Source organism: Ectothiorhodospira mobilis (assembly GCF_016584115.1).
GTDB lineage: Bacteria > Pseudomonadota > Gammaproteobacteria > Ectothiorhodospirales > Ectothiorhodospiraceae > Ectothiorhodospira > Ectothiorhodospira mobilis.
The window spans coordinates 61,613-76,297 of the sequence record NZ_NRSK01000007.1 but is presented as its reverse complement, the minus strand read 5'-3'; the positions used below and the strand labels follow the sequence as shown (position 1 = coordinate 76,297).

The window sequence follows — 14,685 nt, the reverse complement described above, 5'->3', positions numbered from 1 at the left end:
CCAACGGCCCCGCATCAGGAGAAGACGAGATGACCCAGGAACGCAGATATTTTGGTACCGATGGTATCCGGGGCCGGGTCGGGGAACCCCCCATGACGGTGGATTTCGCCCTGCGCCTTGGCTGGGCGGCGGGCAGGGTCCTGGGCTCCCGGGACGGGGGACCGGTGCTCATCGGCAAGGATACCCGCGTCTCCGGCTACCTGTTCGAGTCGGCCCTGGAGGCGGGGCTATCCTCCGCCGGGGTGGATATCCGCCTGCTGGGCCCCATGCCCACTCCCGCGGTGGCCTACCTCACCCGCACCTTCCGCGCCTCGGCGGGCATCGTCATCAGTGCCTCCCACAATCCCTATTACGACAACGGCTTTAAGTTCTTCTCCAGTACCGGCAGCAAGCTGCCGGATGCCGTGGAGGAGGCCATCGAGGCCATGCTGGAGCGGCCCATGGCCATGGTGGATTCCGCGGACCTGGGCAAGGCCGAGCGGGTGGGGGATGCCCCGGGTCGCTACATCGAGTTCTGCAAGGGCACCATCCCGCCGGGTACCACGTTGCACGGCCTGAAACTGGTGGTGGACTGCGCCCACGGCGCCACCTATGGGGTGGCCCCCCATGTCTTCGAGGAGCTGGGGGCCGAGGTGATCCCGGTGGGGGTGGAGCCGGATGGGTTCAATATCAATGACGACTGCGGATCCCTGCATCCCGAACACATGCGCCGTGCGGTCCTGGAGCACCGCGCGGATCTGGGCATCGCCCTGGACGGGGACGGGGATCGCCTCATCCTGGTGGACGAGCGCGGTGATACCGTGGACGGGGACCAGGCCCTTTGCATCATCGCCCTGGCCCGCCACCACGATGGCATCCTGCAGGGGGGCGTGGTGGGCACCCTCATGAGCAATCTCGGCCTGGAACAGGCCCTCGGGGCCGCCGGCATCCCCTTTCGCCGCGTCAAGGTGGGGGACCGGTACGTCATGGAGGGCCTGAAACGGGAGGGCTGGCAGTTGGGGGGGGAGTCCTCCGGCCATATCATCTGCCTGGACCGGACCACCACCGGCGACGGCATCGTTTCCGCCCTGCAGGTGCTGCAGGTGATGAGCCATAGCGGGCGTCCCCTGTCGGAGCTGCACCGCGCCATGGAGAAGTACCCGCAGAAGCTGGTGAACGTCCCGGTGACCGCGGATGCCGCCCGCGGCGGCCTGCTGGAGGGACGCGTCGTGCGGGAGGCGGTACAGGAGGCCGAATCCGCACTGGCGGGTCGCGGCCGGGTGCTGCTGCGGCCCTCGGGGACCGAGCCTTTGGTGCGGGTCATGGTGGAGGGGGGGGACATGGCCCTGGTGGGACGCCTGGCCCGGGATCTGGCCGATGCCGTGCGCCGGGCGGCGGAGGCGGTGGCCTGACCCCGGCGGGGAAATTGATTTATCGGAACGGCAAAGGTAGCATGCGGCCCTTTCCTCGTGGAGGTCATTGCACGGAGCGGAACCATGCGCACACCCTTGGTTGCTGGAAACTGGAAGATGAACGGCTCGCGCGAGGCCAACCAGGCCCTGATGCGGGACCTGGCGGAAGCGGTGGACGGTCTGTCCGCCGAGGTGGTGGTCTGCCCGCCGTTCGTCTACCTGGAACAGGTGGCCGGCCTGACCGGTGCTGCCATCGGTCTGGGCGCCCAGGACCTGTCCGATCAGGATGCCGGCGCCTATACCGGTGAGGTCTCCGGCGCCATGCTGCGGGATCTGGGTTGCCGCTATGGGATCGTCGGCCACTCCGAGCGCCGCACCCTCTATGGTGAGGACGATGCCTTCACCGCGCGCAAGTTTTCCGCCGCCCGCCGCCATGGCCTGGTACCCATCCTGTGCGTGGGTGAGCAGCTGGAGGAGCGGGAAGGGGGGATCACCGAGGCGGTGATCGGCCGTCAGCTGGATGCGGTGCTGGAACTGGAGAGGGTGGCCGCCTTCGGCGAAGCGGTCATCGCCTATGAGCCGGTCTGGGCCATCGGTACCGGTCGCACGGCCACTCCGGAACAGGCCCAGGAGGTGCATGCCTTCATCCGCGGGCGTCTCGAAGCCCTGGACGCCTCGGTGGCGGCCCGGGCGCGCATCCTCTACGGGGGCAGCGTCAAGGCCGATAACGCGGCCGAACTCTTCGCCGGGCCGGACATCGATGGTGGTCTGATCGGCGGGGCCTCACTCAAGGCTGCGGACTTCCTTGCCATCTGCAAGGCCGCGGACCAGGCGGGATGATCCATGCTCTATAGCATTCTTCTGGTTTTTCAGGTATTCTTTTCAATCGGTCTCATTGCCCTGGTGCTGATGCAGCATGGCAAGGGGGCCGATGCCGGTGCCGCCTTCGGCAGCGGTGCCTCGGCCACCGTATTCGGTGCCCGGGGTTCAGCCAACCTGCTCACGCGGGCCACGGCCTTGACGGCCACCGCCTTCATCGTCAACAGTCTGATCCTGACGTACCTGGCGGCCCACCGGCCCGAGGCCCCCAGCGCCGCGGATCTCATCCAGGCCCCGGAGGCAGTGGAGCAGGAGGCACCGGCGCGGACGGCCCCCGAACAAGGGCCGTCCGATGTCCCGGAGGACGTGCCCGGCTGACGGGCCTGCCGGGGAGGGTTCCCCGGAATCGTCTGTTCCGTGCAGATGTGGTGGAATTGGTAGACACGCCGTCTTGAGGGGGCGGTGGCGAAAGCCGTGTCGGTTCGAGTCCGACCATCTGCACCATCTTTTCTCTTCTGCGATGCGGTCTTCCCTGGCCTATAACTGCGGCATCGCAATATCCCCTTTGTCTTTTTGGGAATGACTTTATTCTAATGCTTGACACCCTTTTCGGGGGTGCCATAGACTCCTTCGGGCTTTTCAACGGGGCACTTTATTGCGCCTCGGCATAACTAAAACAAGAGGCATCCGGGCGGTGGACGGATGCGCGAAAAGAATCACCAAGGCCCATCCCGTGTGCCAGCGCGCGATGGGGGGAGAGGACCATGCTCGAAAACTACCTGCCTATCCTGGTGTTCATGGGCATCGGCCTGCTCATGGGGATCCTGCCTCTCGCCCTCGGCATGGTGATCGGGCCCCGCCGCCCGGACGCCGCCAAGAATTCCCCTTATGAGTGCGGCTTCGAGGCCTTCGAAGACTCCCGCATGAAATTCGACGTCAGGTTCTACCTGATCGCCATCCTCTTTATCATCTTCGATCTGGAAATTGCGTTTCTCTTTCCCTGGGCCGTGGCGCTGGACACCATCGGCCTGTACGGGCTGCTCGCCATGGGCCTGTTTCTGGGCATCCTGGTGATCGGTTTCATCTATGAGTGGAAAAAGGGGGCCCTGGAATGGGAATAGAAGGCGTCCTTGAAGAAGGGTTCGTCACCACCTCGGCAGACAAACTGATCAATTGGGCCCGTACGGGATCGCTCTGGCCCATGACCTTCGGCCTGGCCTGTTGCGCCGTGGAGATGATGCATGCCGGTGCCGCCCGCTACGACCTGGACCGTTTCGGGATCATCTTCCGGCCGAGTCCGCGTCAATCCGATGTGATGATCGTGGCCGGCACCCTGGTGAACAAGATGGCGCCCGCCCTGCGCAAGGTCTATGACCAGATGGCCGAGCCCCGCTGGGTCATCTCCATGGGTTCCTGTGCCAACGGTGGCGGCTACTATCACTATTCCTATTCGGTGGTGAGGGGGTGCGACCGCATCGTCCCCGTGGACATCTACGTACCCGGTTGCCCGCCCACGGCCGAGGCCCTCCTCTACGGGATTTTGCAGCTGCAGAACAAGATCCGACGCACCAACACCATCGCCCGCTGAGCGGGCGATCCCAGCCGGGATCTCAAGATGAGCGAGAAACTCGACAGACTGGCCGCGTGCCTGGAACAACGATTCGCGGGCCGGCTGCAGGGGCTTGAGCGCGCCCATGGCGAGCTCACCCTGCAGATGGCGCCAAAAGACCTGACCGAGGTGGCCCGCACCCTGCGGGATGACCCCGAGCTGTCCTTCGAGCAGCTGATGGATGTCTGCGGCGTGGATTACATGGCCTACGGCGTCGCCGAGTGGGCCACGGAATCCGCCAGTGGCGAGGGCTACAGCCGGGGTGTGGAGAAGGCCACCTCCGGGCGCTTTACCTTCGACGAGGCCCCGGCCGGGGGCACCTGGGATGGATCGCGTTTCGCCGTGGTGTATCACCTGCTCTCCGTGCGCCACAACCACCGGCTGCGTCTGAAGGTGTTCTGTCCCGAGGACGATTTCCCCGCCGTTCCCTCGGTGGTGGAGATCTGGCGCAGTGCCGACTGGTTCGAGCGCGAGGCCTTTGATCTGTTCGGCATCGTCTTCGAGGGGCACCCGGATCTGCGCCGCATCCTCACCGACTACGGTTTCGTGGGCCATCCCTTTCGCAAGGATTTCCCCCTGGTGGGACACGTGGAGATGCGCTACGACCCGGATCAGCAGCGGGTGATCTATCAGCCGGTGAGCATCCAGCCCCGGGTGCTCGTGCCCCGGGTGATCCGGGAGGATCACCGCTATCTGGACGAGGCGGCCGACGGGAGGTCCACCGATGCCTGAGATCCGCAACTACACCCTCAACTTCGGTCCCCAGCACCCGGCGGCCCACGGTGTGCTGCGCCTGGTGCTGGAGATGGACGGCGAGGTGGTGGAGCGCGCCGATCCGCATATCGGTCTGCTGCACCGGGCCACCGAGAAGCTGGCGGAGAACAAGCCCTATAACCAGAGCATCGGCTACATGGACCGTCTGGACTATGTATCCATGATGTGCAACGAGCATGGTTACGTGCTCGCCCTGGAACGTCTGCTGGGCATCCAGCCCCCCCTGCGGGCCCAGTACATCCGCGTGATGTACGACGAGATCACCCGCCTGCTCAACCACCTGCTCTGGCTCGGGGCCCATGCCCTGGATGTGGGCGCCATGAGCATGTTCCTCTACTGCCTGCGCGAGCGCGAGGACCTGGTGGACTGCTACGAGGCGGTGAGCGGCTCGCGCATGCACGCCACCTATTACCGCCCCGGTGGCGTGAACCGGGACCTGCCCGGGACCATGCCCCAGTACAAGCCGTCCCGCTGGAAGAGCGAGGCGGAGGTGGAACGCATCAACGCCGACCGCCAGGGTTCGCTGCTGGACTTTATCGACGCCTTCACCGAGCGGTTCCCGCAGCGGGTGGACGAGTATGAGACCCTGCTGACGGAGAACCGAATCTGGCGTCAGCGCACCGTGGGGGTTGGCGTGGTGAGTCCCGAGCGCGCCCTGCAACTGGGCTTCACCGGTCCCATGCTGCGCGGCTCCGGCGTGGAATGGGACCTGCGCAGGAAGCAGCCCTACGAGGTCTACGACCGCCTGGAGTTCGATATCCCCGTGGGTGCCAACGGCGATTCCTACGACCGCTACCTGGTGCGCATGGAGGAGATGCGCCAGTCCAACCGCATCATCCGCCAGTGCGTGGACTGGCTGCGGGCGAATCCGGGTCCGGTGATGGTGGACGATCGCAAGATCGCGCCGCCGCCACGGGAGGAGATGAAGGCGGACATGGAGTCCCTCATCCATCACTTCAAGCTGTTCACCGAGGGGATGTGTGTGCCCGCGGGCGAGGCCTATGCCGCCGTGGAGCATCCCAAGGGGGAGTTCGGGGTCTATCTGGTCTCCGATGGGGCCAACAAGCCGTATCGTGTGAAGGTGCGGGCCCCGGGGTTCGCCCACCTGGCGGCGCTGGACGAGATGAGCCGCGGACACATGCTGGCCGACGTGGTCACCCTCATCGGCAGCCTGGATATCGTCTTTGGGGAGATCGATCGCTGATGGCTGGGAATCCGACCCAACGCAATGCCGATCGCCTGAGCGCGCATGTGCGCGCCGAGATCGACGACTGGCTCTCGCGCTACCCGCAGGATCAACGCCAGTCCGCCGTGCTGGGGGCGCTGCGGGCCGTGCAGCACGAGCACGGCCACCTGACCACCGAGCTCATGGACGCGGTGGCGGACTACATCGGCATGCCCGAGATCGCCGTCTACGAGGTGGCCAGTTTCTATTCCATGTTCGAACTGGAACCGGTGGGACGGCACACCATCTCCGTGTGCACCAATGTCTCCTGCATGCTGCGGGGCGCCGACCGCATCCTCGCCCACCTGGAAAAACGTCTGGGCATCCGGCTGGGGGAGACCACCCCGGACGGGCGCTTCTTCCTCAAGCGGGAGGAGGAGTGCCTGGCGGCCTGCTGTGGCGCACCCATGATGCAGGTGGACCACGTCTACTACGAGCATCTCACCCCCGAGAAGGTGGACGAGATCCTGGACTCCCTGGAGTAGCCCCATGGTGAATCGCGTCTGCATGACCACCCGCGGGTTCGACGAGCCCTGGACCTACGAGAACTATCTCAAGGTGGGCGGGTACAAGGCCCTGGAAAAGGTTCTCAAGGAGAAGATGAGCCGCGAGGCGGTCATCGAGGAGGTGAAGAAGGCCAACCTGCGCGGCCGTGGCGGGGCCGGCTTCCCGGCGGGCATCAAGTGGGGCTTCATGCCCAGGGGCACGGGCGGACAGAACTACCTGGTCTGCAACTCGGACGAATCCGAGCCGGGGACCTGCAAGGACCGGGACATCCTGCGCTTCAATCCCCATGCCCTGGTGGAGGGGATGGCCATCGCCGGCTATGCCATGGACGCCACGGTGGGCTACAACTACATGCGCGGCGAGTTCCTGGACGAGCCCTACCGGCGTTTCGCCCAGGCGGTGCGGGAGGCCTACGAGCACGGCTGGCTGGGCAGGGACATCCTGGGCTCCGGGGTGGACTTCGATCTCTATCCCACCCTGGGGGCCGGGGCCTATATCTGTGGCGAGGAGACGGCCCTGCTGGAATCCCTGGAGGGCAAGAAGGGCCAGCCGCGCTACAAGCCGCCGTTCCCGGCCAATGTCGGTCTCTACGGCCGGCCCACCACCATCAACAACACCGAGACCCTGGCCTCGGTGCCCGCCATCCTGCGCGAGGGCGGGGAGTGGTTTGCCGGCCTGGGGGTGGAGCGCAGTGGCGGCGAGAAGCTCTTCTCCGTCTCCGGCCACGTGGAACGCCCCGGCAACTACGAGGTGCCCATGGGCATCCCCTTCCGGGAGTTGCTGGAGATGGCCGGCGGGGTGTGGCAGGGCCGCCGCCTCAAGGCGGTGATCCCGGGTGGCTCCTCCGTGCCCGTGGTGCCGGCCGAGACCATGCTGGAGGCCACCATGGATTACGACGGCATCGCCCGGGCCGGCTCCATGCTGGGCTCCGGGGCGGTGATCGTCATGGACGAGACCACCGACATGGTCAAGGTCCTGCAGCGCATCTCCCGTTTCTACTTCTCCGAGTCCTGCGGCCAGTGCACCCCCTGCCGCGAGGGCACGGGCTGGCTCTACCGCATGGTCACCCGCATCGTCGAGGGCCGCGGCCGCATGGAGGATCTGGAGCGCCTGGACGAGGTGGCGGGCAAGATCGAGGGGCGCACCATCTGCGCCCTGGGGGACGCCGCGGCGATGCCGGTGCGCAGTTTCGTCAAGCACTTCCGGCACGAATTCCAATACTACATCGAGCACGGCCGCAGCATGGTGGCCGACGCGGCCTGACGCCTGCCGATGGGTGCAACGGGAAGCAGAGCATGAGTGAGGATCTGGTCAACATCGAGGTGGACGGCATCCCCCTGAAGGCGAAGAAGGGGACCATGCTGATCCGGGTGACGGACGAGGCGGGGATCCGCATCCCCCGGTTCTGTTACCACGACAAGCTGTCGGTGGCCGCCAACTGCCGCATGTGCCTGGTGGAGGTGGAGAAGGCCCCCAAACCCATGCCCGCCTGCGCCACCCCCGTGGCCGAGGGCATGCGCGTGTGGACCCGCTCGCCCAAGGCCCTGGCGGCGCAGAAGGCCACCATGGAGTTCCTGCTCATCAATCACCCCCTGGACTGCCCCGTGTGCGACCAGGGCGGGGAGTGCGAGCTCCAGGACGTGTCCATGGGCTATGGCGAGGATGTCTCCCGCTACAGCGAGGCCAAGCGGGCGGTGAAGGACAAGGACATCGGTCCCCTCATCGCCACGGAGATGACCCGCTGCATCCACTGCACCCGCTGTGTGCGCTTCGGCGAGGAGATCGCCGGCCTGCGGGAACTGGGGGCCACCGGCCGCGGCGAGTTCATGGAGATCGGCACCTTCGTGGAGAAATCGGTCACCTCCGAGCTCTCCGGCAATGTCATCGATCTGTGCCCCGTGGGCGCCCTGACCGCCAAACCCTCCCGCTTCACCTACCGTGCCTGGGAGCTGGTGCAGCATGCCAGCGTGTCGCCCCACGACGGTGTGGGCTCCAACCTTCACCTGCACACCTACAACGGGCGGGTCATGCGCGTGGTGCCCCGTCACAACGAGGCGGTGAACGAGACCTGGATCTCCGACCGCGACCGTTTCAGCTACACCGGTCTGGCGGCCCCCGACCGGCTCACCTCCCCCATGATCCGCGAGGGGGACCAGTGGGTGACCACCGACTGGGAGACCGCCCTGGCGCGGGTGGTGGAAGGCCTGCGGGGGCAGCCGGCCGGATCCTGTGGGGCCCTGCTCTCGCCCCAGGCCAGCGTGGAGGAGCTCTACCTGGCGCAGCAGTGGCTGCGGGGCCTGGGCATCCGCAACCTGGACCACCGCCTGCGCCAGAGCGATTTCAGCGATCAGGACCGGGCCCCGCTGTTCCCCTATCTGGGGGATACCCTGGAGGCCCTGGAGCAGACCCGCGCCTGCCTGCTGGTGGGCTCGGAGATCCGCAAGGACCAGCCTCTGGCGGGCCACCGCCTGCGCAAGGCGGCCCTGGCCGGCGCCCGGATCATGGCCATCAACCCCCGTCAGGTGCCCTTCAACTTCCCCGTCGCCGAGACGCTGAGCGCCGATCCCCGGGGCATGGTCCTGGCCCTGGCGGGGGTGGCCCGGGCCGCCCTGGAGCGGGCCGGACGCAATGCACCCGAGGGGTTCGAGGCGCTGCTGCAGGCGGCCCGGACGGACGAACCCGTCCAGGCCATGGCCCGGGCCCTGGCAGAAGGGGAGGGGGCCCGCGTCCTCCTGGGGGTGCAGGCCCATGCCCATCCCCAATTCGCCCTGCTGCGCGCCCTGGCGGGGCTGGTCTGCGAGACCACCGGCGCCACCCTGGGGTATCTCCCGGAGGGCGGCAATACCGCCGGGGCCTGGCTCGCCGGCGCCGTGGCGCACCGCGGCCCCGCGGGTGAATCCCTGGAGGCGGCGGGGCAGACATCGGACCAATGGCTGCAGCCGGGCCTCAAGGGTTGCCTGCTGCTGAACGTGGAGCCGGACATGGACTGCGAGGATCCGGCACGGGTCATGAAGGCCCTGGGTTCGGCCGCCTTCGTGGCCGCCCTGACCCCCTTCGCCGGGGAGGCCCTCAAGCGCGTGGCCCATGTCCTGCTGCCGGTGGCCCCCTTCGCCGAGACCTCGGGCACCTATGTCAACGCCGAGGGGCGCTGGCAGAGCGTGGCCGGGGCCGCGCAGCCCCCGGGGGAGACCCGGCCGGCCTGGAAGGTGCTGCGGGTGCTGGGGAATATGAGCGGCCTTGGGGATTTCGAGTACCTCTCCTCCGAAGAGGTGCGCGACGCCCTCAAGGCACGGTTCCAGGCCGCCGGGGTGGAGGGCTTTGACACCATCCACCGCCATGACGGTTCGCCCCTGGCGGTCCCGCAGGCCACCGGCGGATTACAGCGCATCGGCGCCGTGGGGCCCTATGCGGTGGATTCCCTGGTGCGGCGGGCGGCCCCCCTGCAGGCGACGGAGGATGCCGGGGCCCATGCCCTGGCCCGGATCCATCCCCGCCAGGCCCGGTCCCTGGGACTGGAGGAGGGGGGGCAGGTGGAGGTGCGTCAGGACGGGCTCTCGGCGCGCCTGCCCCTGGCACTGGATGAGGCCATCCCGGAGGGTTGTGTCTGGCTCCCCGTGGGCGTGGCCGCCACCCGGAACCTGGGCCGCAGCCACGGCGCGGTGGAACTGAACAAGGTCTGAGATCGGGGTCCGAGCATGCAAGCCATCGTTCAATACTGGGAAGGACTGCCGGTGATCATGCAGATCTCGGCCAAGATCACCCTGCTGCTGACGCCGCTGCTCCTGGCCGTGGCCTACACCACCTTCGCCGAGCGCAAGATCATCGGCTACATCCAGATCCGCATCGGGCCCAACCGGGTGGGGCCCCGGGGCTTCCTGCAGCCCATCGCCGATGCCCTCAAGCTGCTCACCAAAGAGGTGATCGTCCCCACCAATGCCAACCGCTATCTGTTCCTGACGGCGCCGGTGCTGGCCATCGCCCCGTCCCTGGCGGCCTGGGCGGTGGTGCCCTTCGACGACGGCATGGCCATCGCCGACATCAACGCCGGTCTGTTGTACATCCTGGCCCTCACCTCCCTGGGGGTGTACGGCATCATCGTCGCCGGCTGGGCCTCCAACTCCCGCTACGCCCTGCTGGGGTCCCTGCGTTCGGCGGCCCAGATCATCTCCTACGAGATCGCCATGGGCTTTGCCCTGGTGGGGGTCATCATGGCCGCCGGCAGCCTGAACCTGGGGGAGATCGTCGAGGCACAGCGGGGGAGCGTGTACCACTGGTTCCTGCTGCCGCTGCTGCCCCTGTTCCTGGTGTACTTCATCTCGGGGGTGGCGGAGACCAACCGGGCGCCCTTTGACGTGGCGGAGGGGGAGTCGGAGATCGTGGCCGGCTTCCATGTGGAATACTCCGGTATGGCCTTCGCCGTGTTCTTCCTGGCGGAGTACGCCAACATGATCCTCATCTCCGCCCTCACGGCTCTGCTGTTTTTGGGCGGCTGGCTCTCCCCCCTGGAGGGCCTCCTGCCGCAGGCGGCCTTTGCCCTGCCGGTGATCGGCTGGGTCCTGGACGGCGGCATCCACTGGTTCCTGGCGAAGACGGCCTTCTTCCTGTTCCTGTTCCTGTGGTTCCGCGCCACCTTCCCCCGCTACCGCTATGACCAGATCATGCGCCTGGGCTGGAAGGTGCTGATCCCCGTGACCATCGTCTGGCTCTTCCTCGAGGGTGTGGCCGTCGCCTTCGGCCTGGGCCCGTGGTTCGCTTGAAGGAGGGAATGATCATGGCCACGGCGATTGTGCAGTTCTTCAAGACCTTCATGCTGTGGGAGCTGCTGGTGGGGCTCAAGCTCACCGGCCGGCACCTGTTCAGGCGCAAGATCACGGTCCAGTTCCCGGAGGAGAACACCCCCATCTCCCCCCGCTTCCGCGGCCTGCACGCCCTGCGCCGCTATCCCAACGGGGAGGAGCGCTGCATCGCCTGCAAACTCTGCGAGGCGGTATGTCCGGCCCTGGCCATCACCATCGAATCGGCCCCGCGGGAGGACGGCACGCGGCGCACAACGCGCTATGACATCGATCTGTTCAAGTGCATCTACTGCGGCTTCTGCGAGGAGGCCTGTCCGGTGGACTCCATCGTGGAGACCCATATCCAGCACTACCATTTCGAGACCCGGGGCGAGCAGATCATGACCAAGGAGAAGCTCCTGGCCATCGGGGACAAGTACGAGGCCGAGATCGCGGCCGCCCGCGCCGCCGACGCGCCCTATCGTTGAGGAGGAGGCCCCGATCATGACTGTGGAAGAGATCCTGTTCTATGCCATGTCCACCGTGCTGGTGGCTGCGGCGGTGGCCGTGATCACGGTGCGCAACCCCGTGCACGCGGCCCTGGCCCTGGTGCTGGCCTTCTTCGCCACCGCTTTCCACTGGGTGATGCTGGAGGCGGAGTTTCTGGGCATCCTCCTGGTGCTGGTCTACGTGGGGGCGGTGATGGTGCTGTTCCTGTTCGTGGTCATGATGCTGGACATCAACATCGCCCGCATGCGGGAGGGGTTCGCCCGTTTCCTGCCGGTGGGGCTGGTGGTGGCCGTGGGCATGATGGGGCTGATGGCCATGGTGGTGGGCGCCGGGGTGTTTCGCATCCCCGGGCCGGAGCGGGCCGCGGCGGATCACAGCAACACCGCGGCCCTGGGGCATCTGCTCTATACCGAGTACGTCTATCCCTTCGAGATCGCGGCCGTGATCCTGCTGGTGGCGATCATCGCTGCCATCGCCCTGACCCTGCGGCGGCGGCCGGGGACCCTTCACCTGGATCCGGGGCGTCAGGCCCGGGTGCGGCGCAACGAACGGGTGCGCATGGTGAAGATGCACAGCGAAAAACAATAAAGGGGAACGCAACCGCGGGCCGGGGAGCCGGCCACTGCCGGAGGCCGAAGGGCCTTCCGGGGGTGGCCTGCGCGCCGCCGGTCCTGGGCTGAAACCACCTGGGCGGGCGGCGTCGGGAGACCTGCGCAGGGCCAAACAACGGGACCAACCATGATTCCTCTGTCGCATTACCTCGTTCTCGGGGCGATCCTGTTCGCGCTCAGCGTGACCGGGATCTTCCTGAACCGGAAAAACCTGATCATCCTGCTGATGTGCGTCGAGCTCATGCTGCTGGCGGTGAACATGAACTTCGTGGCCTTCTCCCATTACCTGGGGGATCTGGTGGGGCAGGTGTTCGTGTTCTTCATCCTCACCGTGGCGGCCGCCGAGGCGGCCATCGGCCTGGCCATCCTGGTGCTGGTGTTCCGCAACCGCGAGACCATCAACGTCCAGGATCTGGACGAGATGAAGGGGTAAGACCATGGAATCGATCTATCTCGCCATCGTGCTGGCCCCGCTGCTGGGGGCCGCGGTCGCCGGGCTCCTGGGACGCCAGGTGGGCCGGGCAGGGGCCCACAGCGTCACCATCGCCGGGGTGGCCGTGTCCTTTTTCCTGTCGGCATATGTCTTCTGGCAGCACGCCGTGGCCGGGGCGGCCCCCTACAACGACAGTGTCTACACCTGGCTGGTCTCGGATGGCTTCCGCTTCGAGGTGGGCTTTCTGGTGGACCGGCTGACGGCCCTGATGATGCTGGTGGTGACCTTCGTCTCCTTCATGGTGCACATCTACACCATCGGCTATATGCGGGATGACCCGGGCTATCAGCGCTTCTTCGCCCTCATCTCCCTGTTCACCTTTTCCATGCTGATGCTGGTGATGGCGAACAACTTCCTGCAGCTGTTCTTCGGCTGGGAGGCGGTGGGGCTGGTGTCCTACCTGCTCATCGGCTTCTGGTTCCGGCGGCCCTCGGCCATCTACGCCAACCTCAAGGCCTTCATCGTCAACCGCGTGGGGGACATGGCCTTCGTCCTGGGCATCGCCGCCCTGGTGCTGCACACCTCCAGCCTGGACTACGCCACCCTGTTTGCCCGGGCCGACGAGCTCTCGGGCATCACCCTGAGCCTGCTGCCGGGCACCGAGTGGTCCCTGCTCTCCGTGGCCTGCATCCTGCTTTTCATCGGCGCCATGGCCAAGTCGGCCCAGGTGCCGCTGCATGTGTGGCTGCCCGATTCCATGGAGGGTCCCACCCCCATCTCCGCCCTGATCCATGCCGCCACCATGGTGACCGCCGGGATCTTCATGGTGGCCCGCATGTCGCCCCTGTACGAGCATTCCGTGGCGGCCCTGGGCTTTATCCTGGTGATCGGCGCCATCACGGCCTTCTTCATGGGGCTCATCGGCCTGGTGCAGAACGACATCAAGCGGGTGGTGGCCTATTCCACCCTGTCCCAGCTGGGCTACATGACCGTGGCCCTGGGGGCCTCGGCCTATGCCGCGGGCATCTTCCACCTCATGACCCATGCCTTTTTCAAGGCGCTGCTGTTCCTGGCGGCCGGTTCGGTGATCATCGCCATGCACCACGAGCAGGACATGCGGCGCATGGGGGGGCTGGGCAAGTACATGCCGGTGACCTATGTCACCGCCCTGATCGGGGCCCTGGCCCTGATCGGCTTCCCGGGTTTTTCCGGATTTTTCTCCAAGGACGGCATCATCGAGGCGGTGCACCTGTCCGCCACTCCCGGCGCCGGTTTCGCCTATGTGCTGGTGCTGGCGGGGGTCTTTGTCACCGCCCTGTACACCTTCCGCATGTTCTTCATGGTGTTCCACGGCGAGGAGCGTTTCCGCCATGCCCCGCCGCCGGAGCATGGCCATGACGAAGATCATGGCCACCATGGCCATCATGGATCTGGGGGGGAACCCAGGGAATCCCCCTGGGTGGTGACCCTGCCCCTGGTGCTGCTGGCCATCCCCTCGGTCTTCGCCGGCTATCTCATCGGGCCGCTGCTCTTCGGGGATTTCTTCAATGGCGTCCTGCAGGTGGACCCGTCCCGGGATGTGCTGGCGGAGCTGGGACATCACTACCACGGGGTCTGGGGCTATCTCGCCCACGGGCTGATGATGCCCCCCTTCTGGCTGGCCATGGCCGGGCTGGTGAGCGCCTGGTACATCTACCTGCGCCGTCCGGGGATCGCCCGGGTGGCCCGGGAGCGCCTCCCCTGGCTGCATGCGACGCTGGAACGGGGCTATGGCTTTGACGCCTTCAACGATGCGGTGTTCGCCGGTGGCACCCGCCGCCTGGGGCAGTTCCTCTGGCGTTTCGGGGATGCCCTGATCATCGACACGCTCCTGGTGAACGGCAGCTCGCGCGCGGTGGGCTGGGCGGCGGGCCGGCTGCGGCTGGGCCAGACCGGCTACCTCTACCACTACGCCTTCGCCATGATCATCGGGTTGCTGGGGCTGATCCTGGCCTTTGCCCTCTGAGGCCGGACCGGGCACCACAACGGATT

General features: G+C 66.7%; 15 protein-coding genes and 1 tRNA gene. All 16 read left to right on the top strand.

Going from position 1 to position 14,685, the window contains the following annotated elements:
- The first annotated feature begins 29 nt into the window (after nt 1-29).
- The 16 genes from glmM to nuoL all read left to right on the top strand — a co-directional run bounded on the left by glmM (nt 30) and on the right by nuoL (nt 14,659).
- Nucleotides 30-1,391 carry a phosphoglucosamine mutase gene (glmM, locus tag CKO33_RS04810; RefSeq protein WP_200179839.1) on the top strand — a complete coding sequence of 454 codons (1,362 nt, stop codon included), beginning with the start codon at nt 30-32 and terminating at the stop codon, nt 1,389-1,391.
- Between the two features lie 84 nt (nt 1,392-1,475).
- Nucleotides 1,476-2,231: a triose-phosphate isomerase gene (gene tpiA / locus CKO33_RS04805; protein ID WP_200179838.1), complete on the top strand. Its 756-nt coding sequence runs from the start codon at nt 1,476-1,478 to the stop codon at nt 2,229-2,231.
- A 3-nt stretch (nt 2,232-2,234) separates the two neighbouring features.
- A complete protein-coding gene (gene secG, locus CKO33_RS04800) occupies nt 2,235-2,588 on the top strand; it encodes a preprotein translocase subunit SecG (protein WP_200179836.1) in 354 nt (117 codons plus the stop codon).
- Nucleotides 2,589-2,629: 41 nt separating this feature from the next.
- A tRNA-Leu gene (locus CKO33_RS04795) sits at nt 2,630-2,714 on the top strand.
- Between the two features lie 260 nt (nt 2,715-2,974).
- Nucleotides 2,975-3,331, top strand: a complete 357-nt coding sequence (locus tag CKO33_RS04790; RefSeq protein WP_090483805.1) for an NADH-quinone oxidoreductase subunit A — start codon at nt 2,975-2,977, stop codon at nt 3,329-3,331.
- On the top strand, nt 3,322-3,798 hold the full coding sequence (locus tag CKO33_RS04785; protein ID WP_200179835.1) for a NuoB/complex I 20 kDa subunit family protein: 477 nt from the start codon (nt 3,322-3,324) through the stop codon (nt 3,796-3,798). Before CKO33_RS04790 ends, CKO33_RS04785 begins: the two co-directional genes overlap by 10 nt.
- A 27-nt stretch (nt 3,799-3,825) precedes the next feature.
- Nucleotides 3,826-4,551, top strand: a complete 726-nt coding sequence (locus CKO33_RS04780) for an NADH-quinone oxidoreductase subunit C (RefSeq protein ID WP_200179833.1) — start codon at nt 3,826-3,828, stop codon at nt 4,549-4,551.
- Nucleotides 4,544-5,797: an NADH-quinone oxidoreductase subunit D gene (locus tag CKO33_RS04775; protein WP_200179831.1), complete on the top strand. Its 1,254-nt coding sequence runs from the start codon at nt 4,544-4,546 to the stop codon at nt 5,795-5,797. The genes CKO33_RS04780 and CKO33_RS04775 overlap by 8 nt, the downstream gene beginning before the upstream one ends.
- Nucleotides 5,797-6,303 carry an NADH-quinone oxidoreductase subunit NuoE family protein gene (locus CKO33_RS04770; RefSeq protein WP_200179829.1) on the top strand — a complete coding sequence of 169 codons (507 nt, stop codon included), beginning with the start codon at nt 5,797-5,799 and terminating at the stop codon, nt 6,301-6,303. The genes CKO33_RS04775 and CKO33_RS04770 overlap by 1 nt, the downstream gene beginning before the upstream one ends.
- A gap of 4 nt (nt 6,304-6,307) precedes the next feature.
- Nucleotides 6,308-7,588 (top strand): NADH-quinone oxidoreductase subunit NuoF, encoded by a 1,281-nt coding sequence (nuoF, locus tag CKO33_RS04765; RefSeq protein ID WP_200179827.1) that lies wholly within the window; start codon nt 6,308-6,310, stop codon nt 7,586-7,588.
- A 32-nt stretch (nt 7,589-7,620) separates the two neighbouring features.
- Nucleotides 7,621-10,005, top strand: coding sequence for an NADH-quinone oxidoreductase subunit NuoG (gene nuoG / locus CKO33_RS04760; RefSeq protein ID WP_200179825.1), 2,385 nt, complete (start codon nt 7,621-7,623; stop codon nt 10,003-10,005).
- A gap of 15 nt (nt 10,006-10,020) precedes the next feature.
- Complete coding sequence (gene nuoH, locus CKO33_RS04755; protein WP_200179823.1) at nt 10,021-11,082, top strand: NADH-quinone oxidoreductase subunit NuoH; 1,062 nt, start codon at nt 10,021-10,023, stop codon at nt 11,080-11,082.
- Between the two features lie 14 nt (nt 11,083-11,096).
- Nucleotides 11,097-11,588: an NADH-quinone oxidoreductase subunit NuoI gene (gene nuoI / locus CKO33_RS04750; protein WP_200179821.1), complete on the top strand. Its 492-nt coding sequence runs from the start codon at nt 11,097-11,099 to the stop codon at nt 11,586-11,588.
- 16 nt (nt 11,589-11,604) lie between these two features.
- Complete coding sequence (locus CKO33_RS04745) at nt 11,605-12,198, top strand: NADH-quinone oxidoreductase subunit J (protein ID WP_200179819.1); 594 nt, start codon at nt 11,605-11,607, stop codon at nt 12,196-12,198.
- A gap of 150 nt (nt 12,199-12,348) precedes the next feature.
- On the top strand, nt 12,349-12,654 hold the full coding sequence (nuoK, locus tag CKO33_RS04740; RefSeq protein WP_090483814.1) for an NADH-quinone oxidoreductase subunit NuoK: 306 nt from the start codon (nt 12,349-12,351) through the stop codon (nt 12,652-12,654).
- A 4-nt stretch (nt 12,655-12,658) separates the two neighbouring features.
- The gene (nuoL, locus tag CKO33_RS04735) at nt 12,659-14,659 is read left to right on the top strand and encodes an NADH-quinone oxidoreductase subunit L (protein ID WP_200179817.1); all 2,001 of its coding nucleotides are present in this window, start codon (nt 12,659-12,661) and stop codon (nt 14,657-14,659) included.
- The last annotated feature ends 26 nt before the right edge of the window (nt 14,660-14,685 follow it).